Source organism: Streptomyces sp. NPDC001406, from assembly GCF_042895285.1.
Taxonomy (GTDB): domain Bacteria; phylum Actinomycetota; class Actinomycetes; order Streptomycetales; family Streptomycetaceae; genus Streptomyces.
In genome coordinates this window covers 647976-662509 of record NZ_JBIAWG010000002.1, presented here as the reverse complement: position 1 = coordinate 662509, position 14534 = coordinate 647976, and the positions used below count along the sequence as shown (strand labels likewise).

Genomic DNA, 14534 nt, shown 5'->3' with positions numbered 1-14534 from the left:
TTCCGACAGTGAGGGACGGTGACGGCCAATTCCGGTTCCGTCCGGGGTCAAGGGCTGGTCATGGATTAGGAGGCCGGGTCGGCGCGGGCGTAGGCTTTGCACGGTTTGACCAGACACCTCGTTCGGTGAGGCGTCTTCACGGACACAGGCCACTGATCCCACCCGTCGAGAGACGCTCCGGATCAGGACAGGTCTCCCCGGCCCAAGGGGTGACCCCAAGTGGCTTCCCCGTAGGGGATTACGACGTGGAGTGCCAAAGCTCTGACGAGATGGGGTGTGCCGGGCCGTGCGCTGCCCGGCTTCCCCTTGCCGCTTGACCGCGACGCCCTGTGCGCGGCCACGACCGGGAGGAGGCGACATGGACAGTAGTCCGGGCCATAGTCGGCCCCTCTTCGTGTTGTCCGCGCCGTCCTTCCGCGGCCCGAAGCAGCCCGCTCTTCCCTGATCCCTGATCCGCCCGGCTCCTCAGTGGGCGGTTAGCCCTGCTCACCGGCCTTGTCAGGCCGTCTACCGGGGTGTGCCCGGCGTGCCTGCTGCCGCCGGTTCAGGGGAAGCGCGCTGCCGTGGGCCGCCCGATGCCCCGCCATACCGGGGCAAGAGGGTGTTCACCTTGGCTGCCCACACTCTGCTCACGTCCACCACCGCCCGCCTGCGCGACCGCCGGGTCCACCTGGAACGCCGGGCCACCGCCACCAAGGCGGTCCGCACCTCGCTGGTCTCGCTCGCCGGCCTGATCGGCGGACCCGTCACCAACCAGGCCGGCGAGGAGGTCGGCCGCGTCGTCGACGTGGTCGCCCGGCTCTACGGCGCGGACGCATACCCGCCGGTCACCGGCCTGATCCTGCGCATCGGACGACGGCGCACCTTCCTGGCGTCGGACGCCATCGGCAAAGTGCACGCCGGGCACGTACGCCTGTCCACCGCCCGCGTCGACCTGCGCGACTTCGCCCGCCGCCCCGGCGAGGTCCTGCTGGCCAAGGACGTACTCGACCATCAGCTCGTCGACGTGGACGGGGTCCAGGTCACCCGGGCCGCCGACCTGTACCTGGCTCCGCTGGTCGACCGCGTGGTGCTGGTCGGCGTGGATGTGAGTCTGCCGACTCTGCTGCGCCGGCTCGGCCCCCGCCGGTGGCAGGCCAGGCCGACCCCGGAACGGGTGCTGGACTGGCAGGCGGTCGCCCCGTTCGCCGAACAGGCCACCGAAGGACCGCCCGAGGTACGGCTGCGGGCCTCCCGGGCCGCGCTGCACCGGCTGCGCCCGGCCGACCTCGCCGACATCCTCGAAGACCTCGGCCGCGCCGAGCGACAGCAGTTGCTGGGCTGGCTGGAGCCGGAGCAGGCCGCCGACGCGCTGGAGGAGATGGAACCGCACGAGCTGGAGAACCTCCTGCGCGAGGCTCAGCCGGAACATGCCGCCCGGCTGGTGGACGAGATGGAGCCGGACGAGGCCACCGACGCCCTGCGCGACCTGACCCCCGAGGAGCGCGAGGCGCTGCTGACCCGCATGCCGTCCGGGGAAGCGGCGGAGCTTCGTCGGCTGCTGACGCACCGGGAGGGCACCGCGGGCGGCGCCATGACCACCCTGCTGATCACCGCCCACCGGGATCAGACCGTCGCCCAGGTGCGGGCGCAGCTGGCCGAGCAGGCCGAGCACCGCACCGAGATCGACGCCGTCGTGGTCGTGGACGAGGAGGGGCGTCTGGTCACCGACATCGCGCTGTTCGACCTCGCCGTGGCCGAGGACACGACCCCGGTGGCCGACCTGGTCGCCTGGCGGGCGCAGTTCGGTCCGCCCGTCACGGTCCGGCCGGACACCGCTGTGGCCGAGGCCGCCGACGAACTGGTCGCCGCCCGCGCCTCCTCACTGCTGGTGGTCGACGACACCGACCGCCCGCTCGGCCGGATCCTGGCCGACGACCTGCTCGACGCCCTGCTGCCCGAGCGTGGGCGCCTGCACTTCCGGAGGTTCCTGCAGTGACCCGCGACCTCGACACCGCCACCGCAGCACCGGCGGTCGCGACGGGCCCCGTCCGCCGCACCGGCTGGCGGCGCATCACCATGGTCGCGGCGATCGCCGGCCCCGGCCTGGTCGCCGCGAACGCCGGCAACGACGCCGCAGGCATCGCCACCTACGCCTCCGCCGGCTCCCAGTTCACCTACGGCACCTTGTTCTTCATGATGCTGGTCACCATCGCCCTGGTCATGGTCCAGGAGATGGCCGTACGGCTCGGCGCGCACACCGGCAAGGGCCTCGGCGCGCTGATCCGCGAGCAGTTCAGCCTCCGCCTGACCGGACTGGCGGTGTTCTGCCTGCTGCTGGCCAACACCGGGCTGGTCGTGTCGGAGTTCGCCGGCATCGGCGCCGCCTTCGAACTCCTCGGCGTCCCCAAGTGGGCGGTCATCCCGCCGGCCGCGATCCTGCTGTGGTCACTCGTCCTGTTCGGCTCCTACCGATGGGCCGAGCGCATCTTCCTGATCATGTCACTGGCGTTCTTCGCGTACCCGATCGCGATGATCCTCGGCCACCCGCAATGGGCCGACGTGGGCAAACACCTCGTCGTCCCCCACATCGAACCGAGCAAGGACTTCATCCTGCTCGCCGTCGCCCTCATCGGTACGACGGTCAGCCCCTACATGCAGTTCTACGCCGCCGCAGGCGTCGTAGACCGCGGAGCCAAGCCCGAGGACTACCGGCTGATCAAACTGGACGCCATGCTCGGCGCGGTCTTCGCCTGCGTCATCAGCCTGACCATCATCATCGCCACCGCCGCCGCGATCGGCGGCACCGGCCCGCTCAACTCCGCCGCCCAGGCAGCGGAGGCGTTGAAACCGGTGGCCGGCCAGAACGCCGAACTCCTCTTCGCCCTGGGCCTGATCGGCGCCTCGGCTCTCGCGGGCGCGGTCATCCCGCTCTCGGCCAGCTACGCCATAGGGGAGGCGGCCGGGGTGGAACGCTCCGTCTCCCGCAGCTTCCGCGACGCCCCGCTGTTCCTGGGCCTGTTCACCGCCCAGATCGTGCTGGGCGCCACAGTGGCGATGACCCCGGTCGACGTCATCCAGCTCCTCATCGGCACCCAGGTCCTGCAGGGCCTCATCAGCCCGATCGTCCTCGTCTATCTGCTGGTCCTGACCAACCGCCGCTCCGTCCTCGGCCCGGCTGCCAACAGCCCGCGCTACCGCATCGCCGCCACCGCCGTGGTCGTCGGCGTCGCGAGCATGTCCACCATCCTGCTCGTCCAGACCGTCCTCGGCTGGTTCGGCCTCGCCTGATCACCACCCCGCAAGGGAGTCCCGCCATGAAGAAGTACGGCCCCTACCTGGTAGGCACGGCCCTGCTCGTCTGGATCACCACCATCGTCGTACTCATCACCCTCGGCCCCGAGCCCGCACCCTGACTCAGGAAACGGTGTATCCGCGAGGGTGGGAGCTGTGGCTGAACCAGCCCTGGTGCAGCCCATCTCGTTTCAGCCGACGGGGGGTCCTCACGTGTCACGAGCGATCACAGGCGGGTCACCAACCCCGCGGACGCACTCACGTCACAAGGCTCTGACCTGGACTTACGCGCTCACCCTGGATCAACTGGACGCCCGTGGACGGTTTCTACGACATGTGCCATGTCGTCCCGAGGCAGGGGCCGAGAATGAGGACCGGGGCGTCTTCCGGGCCGTCGAAGCAGTATCGCAGGGTGTTCGTCGGTGTCTCACTCACGCCCTGCACGCTCTCACATCTCACGATCTCTCACATGCCGGGGTCCGAATGCGTGCAAGCCGTCCCATGTCGTGGCGGCCGTGCGCCTCAGACGTCGCCCGGTGTTCCCAGCCCGGTCAGCGCGCCCACCGGGTCCAGGTCCGGGGTGCCCCGGGGCCACCAGTCGTCCCGGCCCGGTTCCGACTCGTAGGCGTACCACAAGCCGTCGCGGCCCAGGCGGAGTTGGACATGGCCGTGGGGGTGGGTGAGGTGGTTGCGCCAGGGGCGGAACGCCGGGAGGTCGGCGGCCAGGAGCAGGGGCCGGGCGCGGTCGAAGCGGCCCGCCGGCGGGTCCCAGGGCTCCTCCAGGGCGGCGAGCCCGTCGAGGCCGCCCTGCCGCCAGGCGGCGACCGCGCGCGCCAGCTCGGCCGGGGTGCGGCCGGCGGCGGAGGCGAGTGAGGAGTAGAGGGCGCGGGTGCCCGCGGTCAGACCGGAACCGGGGCGGGCCGCCGCGAGACGCACCGCGTCCTGCCACAGCGTCAGCTCGCCGACCGGGTCACGTCCGGTGCCGAGCAGCGCGTGCGCGCGGGCGGCGGCGTCCGTCGCCAGCTGGTCCAGGGCGAAGGGGTCGGGGCCGCCCGGGGACGCCGGATACACCGGGGGCTGCTCCGGGTGCGGGGGCACCGGCAACGGGGGCGGGAGAGGCGGGAGTTCGCGTGCGGCCAGGGCATCGGTCGCGCGTACGCCGGGCAGGGGCGCGGGTCCCTGTTCCTGCGCGGCGCGGGCCGCCCGGGCGGCGTTGCGGCGGGACAGCGCGTCCAGGAGCTCGCGCTCGCCGCGGCCGCGCAGCAGAAGCAGCACGAAGGGGTCGGCGTCGAGCAGGCGTGCGGTCTGGTAGCAGAGCGCGGCGGCGTGCTTGCAGGGGTGGCCCGAGTCGGGGCAGCTGCAGTGCGGTTCGAGATCGCCGGGGCCGGGCAGGAGCGGGACTCCGCAGTCGGCGAGGGACTGCGGCAGCTCCTTGTCGAGCAGGGCGGCGATATGGCCGGGCCGGTCGGCGGCCGCGTCCAGGAACCGCTCCCAGTCGGCCTCGGCGAGCGTGCGCAGCCGCACCTGCACGCGGTACGGCCGCGGGCGGCTGCCCTGCACATAGGCGAGGAGGAGGCCGGGCGTCACGGTGATGGCGTCCACGTGTCCCTGCGCCGAGTAACCGCGTCCGCGCGCCAGCCGCTTCACATCGAGCGCGCCCCGCTCCAGCGCGTCCACCCAGGCGTTGCCCCACCAGGTCTCGGCGAACCCGGCGCCCTCCGGCGACGTGCGGGGAGGGAAGGCGGGGAACGTCCGGCGGAGTTCGCCGTCGCGGTGGGGGGTGGCCATCGTCCGGGGGACGGGCGGGGGCGTGGGGGCGGTGGCGGGGGGCGGGGTCGGCTTCTCGGGGAGCGAGTCTTCGGCGGCAGCCCGCCGGGAGGCCCCGGTGGAGGGCTCCGGGTCGGCCGCCGCCGACGGCATCCGGAACCCGTTCACGAGCAACTGCCGTACGTCACGCGCCACCCGCGCACGGTCGACATGGCCGGTCCCACCGCTTCGGGGCGGGGAGGGTGCTCGGCGTGGCGCATCGGTTGCCGGTGCCTCGGTCTGCGCCGCGGTCTGTGCCGCCTCCTTGCGGGCGGCGCGCAGCGCCTCCCGGGCGACGTCGCCGGGGCGCCCGGGGTGAGCAGTGGGCCGGTCGCCGCCGGCTTCTTCCGCGCCGGCGTACGCAGTGCCGTCGCCGTCATCGGCGTCCGTCCCCGAGTCACGCCGGGCGGAGATCGCCTGCCGAAGCGCCGACCGCGCGACGTCACCGGGCCGCGTCTCGTCGGCGACGGCAGGCGCTTGCTGCGTACCGGCCGTGCCGTCGGTCTCGGCCCCCGTCGGCTGCGCCCCGCTCGCGGGCGCGGTCGCGTTCTCGGGTGTCTGTGCCGTATCGGCGGCGGGGCCCTCCTGGAGCGCGCTCGCTCGGTCCCGGGCCTCTCGCAGTGCCCGGCGTGCCGCGTCACCGGGACGCGGCTGCCCGCTCGCCGACGTCACGACGACCTCCGCAGCGACACCAGGTCGGTCAGCTCCCGGTCCGTCAGTTCCGTGAGGGCGGACTCGCCGGAGCCGAGGATCGCGTCGGCCAGGGCGCGCTTGGACTCCAGCATCTGGGCGATGCGGTCCTCGACGGTGCCCTCGGTGACGAGTCGGTGGACCTGGACCGGCTGGGTCTGGCCGATGCGGTAGGCGCGGTCGGTGGCCTGCTCCTCGACGGCCGGGTTCCACCAGCGGTCGAAGTGGATGACATGGCCCGCGCGGGTGAGGTTCAGTCCGGTGCCCGCGGCTTTCAGGGACAGGATGAGCACCGGGGTCCGCCCGCTCTGGAAGCGGTCCACCATGTGTTCGCGCTCCGGGACCGGCGTGCCGCCGTGCAGGAGGTCGACGGGGACGGCGCGGGCGGAGAGGTGGGAGGCGATGAGGCGGGCCATCCCGACGTACTGGGTGAAGACGAGTGCCGAGCCGTCCTCGGCGAGCAGGGTGTCCAACAGCTCGTCGAGCAGGGCGAGTTTGCCGGAGCGGGCGGACAGGCCGTCGCCGCGCGCCTCCTCCTTCAGATACAGGGCGGGGTGGTCGCAGATCTGCTTGAGCGCCCCGAGCAGCTTCAGCACCAGGCCCCGGCGGCCCATGCCCTCCGCGGTCTCGATGGCCAGCAGCGACTCGCGCACCACCGCCTCGTACAGCGCGGCCTGTTCGCGGGTGAGGGGGACCGGGTGGTCGGTCTCCGTCTTGGGCGGCAGCTCCGGGACGATGCCAGGGTCGGACTTCTTGCGGCGCAGCAGGAAGGGGCGCACCAGGCGGGCGAGACGGGCGACCGCCTCGCTGTTCTCGTCGGCCGCGCCGTTCTCCACGGCGCGCGCGTGCCGCGCGCGGAAGGACTTCAGGGGGCCGAGGAGTCCGGGGGTCGTCCAGTCGAGCAGGGCCCACAGTTCGGAGAGGTTGTTCTCCACCGGGGTGCCGGTGAGGGCCACCCGCGCGGGGGACGGGATCGTGCGCAGCGCCTTGGCCGTCGCCGAGTACGGGTTCTTGACGTGCTGTGCCTCGTCCGCGACCACCATGCCCCAGGGCTGCCCGGCCAGTTGTGCGGCGGTCGACCGCATCGTCCCGTACGTCGTGAGGACGAAGCCGCCGTCCAGGCCGTCCAGGGTGCGGTCCGGGCCGTGGAAGCGGCGCACGGGGACGCCGGGGGCGAAGCGAGCGATCTCCCGCTGCCAGTTGCCGAGCAGGGATGCCGGGCAGACCACCAGCGTCGGCTCGGTGCGGGCCCGCTTCAGGTGCAGGGCGATGACCGTGATCGTCTTGCCGAGGCCCATGTCGTCGGCGAGGCAGCCGCCCAGGCCGAGGGAGGTCATGAGGTCGAGCCAGGCCAGACCCCGCAGCTGGTAGTCGCGCAGGGTGGCGTGCAGGCCGGCGGGCGGTTCGGCGGGCCGGAGTCCGGCCGTCAGGCGGTCGCGCAGGTCGGCCAGCGCACCGACCGGCACCGCCGGCACGGTCTCGCCGTCGACCTCCGCGCTGCCGGTGAGCGCGACGGAGAGCGCGTCGACCGGGTCGAGCAGGCCCAGTTCGCGTTTGCGGGCCTTGCGGACGAGGGCCGGGTCGACGAGCACCCAGCGGTCCCGGAGCCGGACGACCGGGCGGTGGGCCTCGGCGAGCTCGTCCATCTCGGCCTCGGTGAGCGGGTCGCCGCCGAGGGCCAGCTGCCAGCGGAACTGGAGCAGTTCCTCGCTCTCGAAGAAGCCGGTGCCGTCGGTCGCCGAGCCCGGTGCGGCCCGTACCACCGCGGCCGCGCTCAGGTCGTGTGCCAGGTCCCTGGGCCAGTGCACGGCGACCCCGGCCGCGGCGAGCCGGGGGGCCGCCGCGCCCAGCAGTTCGCCGAGCTCGTCCTCGGACAGGGCCAGTACGTCGGGCACGTCCTGCTCGGCGAGCCGGTCCAGCGGCGCCCACACGCGGGCGGCGCGGCGCACGGCCAGGGCCGCGTCCACGCGCGCGCGTGGCCCGAACGCCGCGTCGGCGTCCCCCGCCCACAGGGCCGCCGCGTCGGCCACGAGGGTGGGGTCGGCGAGGCTGTGCACCTGGACGATCGCCGCGCCCGCGCCGCGCGCCCCGTCGCCGCCGGGGGTGGCGTCGAACAGGTGGTACGCGGAGAGGTCCAGGCGGAGCGAGATCCGCACGCCCGCGTCCATCCCGGCGGCGACCTCCGCGGCCCACTCCTGCGCATGGGGCAGATGCTGGGCGTCGCGGGCGGCGAAGGGCTTGCCGGAGGTGTACGGCGCGGCCGGGGTACGAGGCAGGGTGTCCGCGACCGCGTCCAGGAAGGAGCGCAGCAGCGCTTCCGGCTCGGGCAGCCGCAGCGGGCCGGGGCCGGGCAGGGGCACGGCGTGTCCCTCGGCGGGCAGGGCCGCCGCCACCGCGCGCAGATGGGCGATGTCGTCGGGCTCCAGGGGGCCGGCGCGCCAGGCGTCGTGCCCGGTCGGGGTCAGACCGGGGAGCAGTCTGCCGCGGGCGGCGAGGCGCAGCGCGTGCAGGGCGGCCGCGCCCCAGCAGGCCGTGGCCGGGTGGGCGGCGGGGTCGCGGCGGGCCCGCACGAGCACCGGGAGGGCCTCGTCGAGCGGCAGGGACAGCGCGAGCACCTTCCTGCGGCGCACCCCGGCTCCGTGCCGTCGTACGACGGTCAGTTCCTCGCCGTCGGCGGCGGGCATCTTCGCGTCGGCGGCCAGTGGTTCCCCGTCGGGGTCCCAGAAGGCGACGCGGCCCTCGCGGGGCAGGGGGGCGGGCAGATAGACGGCCGCGAGACGCACCGGGACCGGCTGACGCGGTGTCCCGGTCCCCCGCGCGCTCCCTGTCACCGCGGCCGTGCCGCTCATACGTCCTGCCACCTCCCGCCCCTGTGTCGGATCAGACGTCTTCGACTGTACGGGCGGGGTCTGACAATCGGCGCCGGCGGCCGTCGGAGCCCACCGGTCAGGGCACCGTGCGCGAGACGACGTACACCATCGGGAAGTTCGGATCGGCCAGGTTCACGACCACGTCCTGGGTCGGCGCCGGGTTTTTCTGCTTGTGGGACATGCCCCACCACGGGCCGGGGCCGGTGAAGTTCCAGCCGGTGATCTTCTGGTCTCGGGCGCCGATGGCGATGTCGTCCTTCTTCAGGTCGTTCCGGTCGACGCGCATGCCCTGCAGGAAACTGTCCAGTCCGGCGCTGTTGGTGCGGAACTGGACGTAGAGACGGCTGGTCTTCCAGTTGTTCGTCTCGTAGTAGGCGATCTCGTCGGCGGGGTGCGGGATCGGCACCTGGTACAGCCGGCGCTGCACCTTCGAGGGCCAGCCCGCGGTGAGGCCCGTCGCCGAGTACTTCTGTTCCTTGTCCTTGCCGCTGTTGCGGCTCTGGTTGGCGGAGATCACCAGGTAGCCCGCCGGGACCCCGATGAGCAGCACGATGATCAGCAGGGTGAGGGCCCGGCGCCGGGCCTTGTGGCGCGGGTCCTCGGGCGGGCGGTGCGGTTCGTCCGGCGGCGTGGCCTGGCGGGGCAGGGAGGCGGTCATGCGGTGTCCTGGGTACGGCGGGCCGCCGCGTACCGCTCGTAGCGTTCGTAGCGCTCCACCCTGCGCCGCTTGGCGCGCCGGAAGCGGCGGGCGACCAGGCGGGCGAGGTCGGCGGCGCCGACCATGCCGGCCTCGGGGCCGAGCTGGGCGCGGGTGATCCGGGCCTCGGGGCGGTAGCCGCGGCCGGTGAGGTGGCGCTTGAAGGCGTCCCGCGCGGGGCCGATCAGCAGGTCGTCGGCCGCGCTGACGCCGCCGCCGATGACGAAGCAGGACGGGTCGAGGGCGGCCGCGAGGTTGGCGATGCCGACGCCGAGCCACTGGCCGATGTCCTGGAGCAGCTCGATGCACATGGCGTCGCCCTCGCGGGCCAGCTCGGTGATCATCGGGCCGGTGATGTCGTTGATGTTGCCCTTGACGTGCTCGATGATCCCGTAGGCCACCGGCGAGTCGGCGGCGGCCAGCTCCTTGGCCTCGCGGACCAGGGCGTTGCCGGAGCTGTACTGCTCCCAGCAGCCGCGGTTGCCGCACGGGCAGCGGTGGCCGCCGGGCACGACCTGCATATGGCCGAATTCACCCGCGACGCCGTACTTGCCGCGCTTGACCTGGCCGTCCTCCAGGATCGCGCCGCCGATGCCGGTGCCCAGCGTGATCATGACGAGGTGGTCCTCGCCGCGTCCCGCGCCGAACCGCCACTCCGCCCAGGCGGCCGTGTTGGCGTCGTTGTCCACGAGGACGGGCACCGACAGGCGCCCGGAGATGCGGTCGCGCAGCGGTTCGTTGCGCCATGACAGGTGGGGCGCGAAGAGCACCCGGTTGCGGTCGGCGTCGACCCAGCCGGCCGCGCCGATGCCGACGGCGTGCACGTCGTGCCGGTCGGAGAGGTCCAGGACCAGTTCGACGATGGTGTCCTCGACGACCCTGGGACTCTTCGACTTGTCCGGCGTCTCGGTGCGGACCTTCTCCAGGATGTTGCCGTCGGCGTCCACTACGCCCGCCATGACCTTGGTGCCGCCGATGTCGATCCCTACGGTGGGGACCCGGGGCGCGGTCAGGTGAGAGCGGCGTTCCCGGGTGCCCACGGTGCGCAGCACCGGGGCCCGGCGGGAGCCGATGGGGGCGGTGAGGTCGCGGTAGGTGCTCATCGGGGCCGATTCTGCCTCACCGTCGCCCCGAGTGCCGTACGGGGGAGCGACGGCCCGCGAGGCCGTGTGCGTCGCATTGTCCGGACATTGCGACGAATGCCGTCATCGGCCGGAAGGCCGTCAGGACCGTACGAGCAGCTGGAACTCGAAGGAGTAGCGCGAGGGGCGGTAGGTGTGGTCGCCGAACTCGACCGCGCGGCCGGTGTCGTCGAAGGTGGTGCGCTGCATGGTGAGCAGCGGGGCGCCCTCCTCCTCGGCGAGCCGCTCGGCCTCGGGGGCCGTGGCGCCGCGGGCGCCGATGGACTGCCGGGCGCTGTGCAGGGTGATGCCGGCGGAGCGCATCAGCCGGTACAGGCCGGTGGCCTCCAGCTGCGCGGTGTCCAGGTCGAGCAGCCCGGGCGGCAGATGGTTGATCAGGTACGCCATCGGCTCCCCGTGCGCCAGCCGCAGCCGCTCGATGCGGTGCACGTCGCTGCCCTCGGCGACCCCGAGCGCGGCCGCGACCTCGGCGGAGGCCGGGACGACGGTGTTGACCAGGACCTTGGTCGCGGGGCGCTGACCGGCCGCCTCCAGGTCGTCGTAGAGGCTGCTGAGCTCCAGCGGTCGCTTGACCTGGCTGTGCACGACCTGCGTGCCGACGCCTCGGCGGCGCACGAGGAGGCCCTTGTCGACGAGGGACTGGATGGCCTGGCGGACCGTGGGCCGGGACAGGCCGAGCCGTGCGGCGAGCTCGATCTCGTTGCCCAGGAGGCTGCCGGGAGTGAGGTCTCCGTGCTCGATCGCGGCCTCCAGCTGCTGGGACAGCTGGAAGTACAAGGGCACCGGCGAGCTCCGGTCCACGGTGAGGGCGAGCGACACGGTCGGGTCCACTTCTGGTTTGGGCACGGGCCGAGCGTAGCTCTGTGAATGGTTGACGGGAAGTTGTGTAGTTTGATTGTCCGGACATGCGCATTGACAGCATGCGGGGTCGCCCCTCACTTTGTTTCCATGCGCATCGGGGTCATCGGCACGGGCCGCATCGGAGCCATTCATGCGAACACGCTCAGCCGCCATCGCGATGTCGGATCGCTGATCCTCACGGACCGGGATCCGGCGCGGGCCCAGGCCTTGGCGCACCGTCTGGGAGAGACGGCCGCGCCGGGTGTGGACGAGATCTTCAAGTGGGGCGTGGACGCGGTGGTGATCACCACGGCGACCTCGGCGCACGCCGAACTGATCGGTCGGGCAGCACGTTCCGGCCTCCCGGTCTTCTGCGAGAAGCCCATCGCCCTCGACCTGCCGGGCACGCTGCAGGCGCTCGGCGAGGTCGACGCGGCCGGGACGGTTCTGCAGATGGGGTTCCAGCGGCGCTTCGACGCGGGCTACATGGGCGCGCGGGAGGCGGTGCGCGCGGGGCGGCTCGGACGGCTGCACACGATCCGGGCGATGACCTGCGACCAGTCCCCTCCCCCGGTCGAGTGGCTGCCGCTGTCCGGCGGGCTGTTCCGGGACACCCTGATCCATGACTTCGACGTGGTGCGCTGGGTGACGGGGCGCGAGATCGTCGACGTGTACGCGACCGGGTCGGACGCCGGGCCCGCGATGTTCCGCGAGGCGGGGGACGTCGACACGGGCGCGGCCGTCCTCACCCTGGACGACGGCACCCTGGCCACGGCGACGGCGACCCGGCTGAACGGGGCGGGCTACGACGTCAGGATGGAGCTCGCCGGCGAACGGGACACGGTCGTGGTGGGCCTGGACGACCGTACGCCGGTCGCCTCGACCGAGCCGACCGGGCCGCCCGCCGCGGACAAGCCGTGGACGGGGTTCCTGGAGCGCTTCGGCCCCGCGTACGAGGCCGAACTGTGCGCCTTCGTGGACGTGCTGCACGGCGCTCGGGCCAACCCCTGCGACGGACGGGAGGCCCTGCAGGCCCTGCGGGTCGCCGAGGCCTGCGAGCGGTCCCGCCGGGAGCGCAGACCCGTGCGCCTGATGGAAGTCCCCGGCGGCGCCGCGTCCGCGCTCGGATGAGAGCCGTACACAGGGAACGGCCACCCCGCCGGGCCGCGGCCGCGGCCGCTACCAGCGCACCGGCAGACTCCGCACCCCGCGCATCAGCATCCCCGGCAGCCAGTCACCGGGCGGTCCGTCCAAGGTGAGCGCGGGGGCACGGCCCAGCAGCGAACGGACGGCCGTGCGGGCCTCCAGACGAGCCAGGGGTGCACCCAGGCAGTAGTGAATGCCGTGGCCGAAGGCGAGGTGGCCGCGGTTGTCGCGGCGGATGTCGAAGCGGTCGGGGTCGGGACAGCGGGCCGCGTCCCGGTCGGCGGCGCTGAGACCGATCAGCACGGTGTCGCCCCGCGCGATGGGCGTCCCGGCGATCTCCAGGGGCTCCGCGGCGAATCGGTACGTCGCGTTCTCCACCGGTCCCTCGTACCGCAGCGTCTCCTCGATCGCGCCGTCGAGGAGTGTCATGTCGGCGCGCAGGGCGGCGAGTTGACCGGGGTGCTCCAGCAGGGCGAGGACGGTGTTGGCGATCAGGTTGACCGTGGTCTCGTGGCCCGCGATCAGCAGCACGAAGGCCATGCCGCGCAGCTCCCGGGGGGAGAGCCGGTCGCCGTCCTCGGCGGTGGCGCGGATCAGGTCACCGAGCAGATCGCCGCTCGGTCCGGCACGCCGTTTGTCGTCGATCAGCTCGGTCAGGTACTCGGCGAGCCGGACGAAGGCGTCGTACTCGCTCTGTGCGCTGGTCGGCGCCACCGCCTCCGTGGACAGCTTCCGGAACTGTGTGCGGTCCATCTCGGGGACGCCGAGCAGCTCGCAGATGACGGTGATCGGCAGCGGGTAGGCGAGGGCGTCCACCAGGTCGGCGCGGCCGTGCGGCAGCATCTCGTCCAGCAGCCGGTCGGTGATCTCCTGGATCCTCGGCCGCAGTTCCTCCACCCGGCGCATGGTGAACGCGCGCGTGATGAGCCCGCGCAGCCGCGTGTGCTGCGGCGGGTCGGCGACCAGCAGATACTTGCCGATCAGCTCCTCGTCGAGGAAGGTCACCCCGATCCTGCTGCCGTCCTTGGACAGCCGGGGGTCGGCGAGGGCCGCACGCGCCTCCTCGTACCCCACGACGAGCCAGGTCTCTTGGTGCTGGTCGGGTGCCGGGAGCCGGACGCGGTGCACGGGACCCCGCTCCCGCAGGCGCGCGTAGACCGGATGCGGGTCCCTGTGGAACCCGTCCCCGAAGTCACCCAGGTCGATCACTTGGCCCATGGTCTCCCCCATCTCGGACATCCCCCGAAGTCCTCCGGGCGGGTCCCGGTGCACTGACAACGCGCGACCGGCCCGACCAGTGCCCGGCGTGCCCAACCAGTGCCCGGCGTGCTCGCCTAGTGCCCGGCGTGCTCGCCGGCGTGCCCCTCGTTTCCTTCCTCTCCCTCTTCCAGCAGCCCCGCGTCATAGGCCAACAGGGCGATCTGCACGCGGTTGTTGAGGCCGAGTTTGGCCAGGATGCGGGACACGTGGGTCTTGACGGTGGCGACGCTCATGAAGAGTCCGGCGGCGATCTGGGCGTTGGCGAGCCCGCGGCCGACCGCGACGGCGACCTCCCGTTCGCGGTCGTTGAGGCCGGCGAGCCGCTCCCGCGCGCGGGAGCGCCGGGTGTCGGCCGGGGTGCCGGCCGCGTGCTCCATCAACTGGCGGGTGACGGTGGGCGACAGGACGGGATCACCGGCCGCGACCCTCCGCACCGCCGCGACGATCTCGGCGGGCGGGGTGTCCTTCAGGACGAATCCGGCCGCACCCGCGCGCAGGGCGCGCAGCACCTGCTCGTCGGCATGGAAGGTGGTGAGGACGACGACCTGAGGGGCGTCCTTTCGGCCGCGCAGCCGCTCGGTGGCCGTGAGCCCGTCCACCGACGGCATACGGATGTCCATCAGGACGACGTCCGGCCGGGTGCGGTCGACGACCGCCTCGACCTCGCTGCCGTCCGCGGCCTCCCCGACGATCTCGATGCCGTCGGCCCCGCCCAGCATGAAGGACAGGCCCGCCCGCACCAGGGGATCGTCGTCGACGAGGAGCAGTCTGATCGCAGTCATGGGCCATACGTAATCACGGTTGCAGGAC

The 14534-nt window shown here is 73.0% G+C and carries 10 protein-coding genes, 1 pseudogene and 1 riboswitch; of the genes and pseudogenes, 3 read left to right on the top strand and 8 right to left on the bottom strand.

Going from position 1 to position 14534, the window contains the following annotated elements:
* Positions 1–110: 110 nt before the first annotated feature.
* A riboswitch (M-box (ykoK) riboswitch) is annotated at positions 111–281 on the top strand.
* Between the two features lie 329 nt (positions 282–610).
* A complete protein-coding gene (locus ACFY1J_RS07065) occupies positions 611–1978 on the top strand; it encodes a magnesium transporter MgtE N-terminal domain-containing protein (protein WP_390707188.1) in 1368 nt (455 codons plus the stop codon).
* Entirely contained in the window at positions 1975–3270 is a 1296-nt protein-coding gene (locus tag ACFY1J_RS07060; protein ID WP_390730812.1) for an NRAMP family divalent metal transporter, read from the top strand. The genes ACFY1J_RS07065 and ACFY1J_RS07060 overlap by 4 nt, the downstream gene beginning before the upstream one ends.
* A 336-nt stretch (positions 3271–3606) precedes the next feature.
* On the opposite strand, the pseudogene ACFY1J_RS07055 reads toward ACFY1J_RS07060, so the two are convergent.
* The 6 genes and pseudogenes from ACFY1J_RS07055 to ACFY1J_RS07030 all read right to left on the bottom strand — a co-directional run.
* Positions 3607–3708 (bottom strand): annotated as a pseudogene (locus ACFY1J_RS07055) (3-oxoadipate enol-lactone hydrolase); the annotation flags it as partial.
* A gap of 87 nt (positions 3709–3795) precedes the next feature.
* A complete protein-coding gene (locus ACFY1J_RS07050) occupies positions 3796–5751 on the bottom strand; it encodes an SWIM zinc finger family protein (RefSeq protein ID WP_390707190.1) in 1956 nt (651 codons plus the stop codon).
* Positions 5748–8618 (bottom strand): DEAD/DEAH box helicase, encoded by a 2871-nt coding sequence (locus tag ACFY1J_RS07045; RefSeq protein ID WP_390707191.1) that lies wholly within the window; start codon positions 8616–8618, stop codon positions 5748–5750. Before ACFY1J_RS07045 ends, ACFY1J_RS07050 begins: the two co-directional genes overlap by 4 nt.
* A 97-nt stretch (positions 8619–8715) precedes the next feature.
* Complete coding sequence (locus tag ACFY1J_RS07040) at positions 8716–9297, bottom strand: sugar kinase (RefSeq protein ID WP_390730811.1); 582 nt, start codon at positions 9295–9297, stop codon at positions 8716–8718.
* Positions 9294–10439, bottom strand: coding sequence for an ROK family glucokinase (locus ACFY1J_RS07035; RefSeq protein WP_390707193.1), 1146 nt, complete (start codon positions 10437–10439; stop codon positions 9294–9296). The genes ACFY1J_RS07040 and ACFY1J_RS07035 overlap by 4 nt, the downstream gene beginning before the upstream one ends.
* Before the next feature lie 120 nt (positions 10440–10559).
* Positions 10560–11297 (bottom strand): GntR family transcriptional regulator, encoded by a 738-nt coding sequence (locus ACFY1J_RS07030; protein ID WP_363294982.1) that lies wholly within the window; start codon positions 11295–11297, stop codon positions 10560–10562.
* A 129-nt stretch (positions 11298–11426) separates the two neighbouring features.
* Here ACFY1J_RS07030 and ACFY1J_RS07025 point away from each other — a divergent pair, with 129 nt between their 5' ends.
* Positions 11427–12449 carry a Gfo/Idh/MocA family oxidoreductase gene (locus tag ACFY1J_RS07025; RefSeq protein ID WP_390707194.1) on the top strand — a complete coding sequence of 341 codons (1023 nt, stop codon included), beginning with the start codon at positions 11427–11429 and terminating at the stop codon, positions 12447–12449.
* A 48-nt stretch (positions 12450–12497) separates the two neighbouring features.
* Here ACFY1J_RS07025 and ACFY1J_RS07020 read toward each other — a convergent pair whose 3' ends face one another.
* Positions 12498–13682: a cytochrome P450 gene (locus tag ACFY1J_RS07020; RefSeq protein WP_390707598.1), complete on the bottom strand. Its 1185-nt coding sequence runs from the start codon at positions 13680–13682 to the stop codon at positions 12498–12500.
* A 116-nt stretch (positions 13683–13798) separates the two neighbouring features.
* Entirely contained in the window at positions 13799–14506 is a 708-nt protein-coding gene (locus ACFY1J_RS07015) for a response regulator (RefSeq protein WP_390707195.1), read from the bottom strand.
* Between the last annotated feature and the right edge of the window lie 28 nt (positions 14507–14534).

What these genes read in the sequence shown, in the direction of transcription:
- ACFY1J_RS07035 (WP_390707193.1), bottom strand. Translation starts at nt 10,439, where the DNA reads ATGAGCACCTACCGCGACCTCACCGCCCCCATCGGCTCCCGCCGGGCC.
- ACFY1J_RS07040 (WP_390730811.1), bottom strand. Translation starts at nt 9,297, where the DNA reads ATGACCGCCTCCCTGCCCCGCCAGGCCACGCCGCCGGACGAACCGCAC.
- ACFY1J_RS07025 (WP_390707194.1), top strand. Translation starts at nt 11,427, where the DNA reads ATGCGCATCGGGGTCATCGGCACGGGCCGCATCGGAGCCATTCATGCG.
- ACFY1J_RS07045 (WP_390707191.1), bottom strand. Translation starts at nt 8,618, where the DNA reads ATGAGCGGCACGGCCGCGGTGACAGGGAGCGCGCGGGGGACCGGGACA.
- ACFY1J_RS07020 (WP_390707598.1), bottom strand. Translation starts at nt 13,682, where the DNA reads ATGGGCCAAGTGATCGACCTGGGTGACTTCGGGGACGGGTTCCACAGG.
- ACFY1J_RS07015 (WP_390707195.1), bottom strand. Translation starts at nt 14,506, where the DNA reads ATGACTGCGATCAGACTGCTCCTCGTCGACGACGATCCCCTGGTGCGG.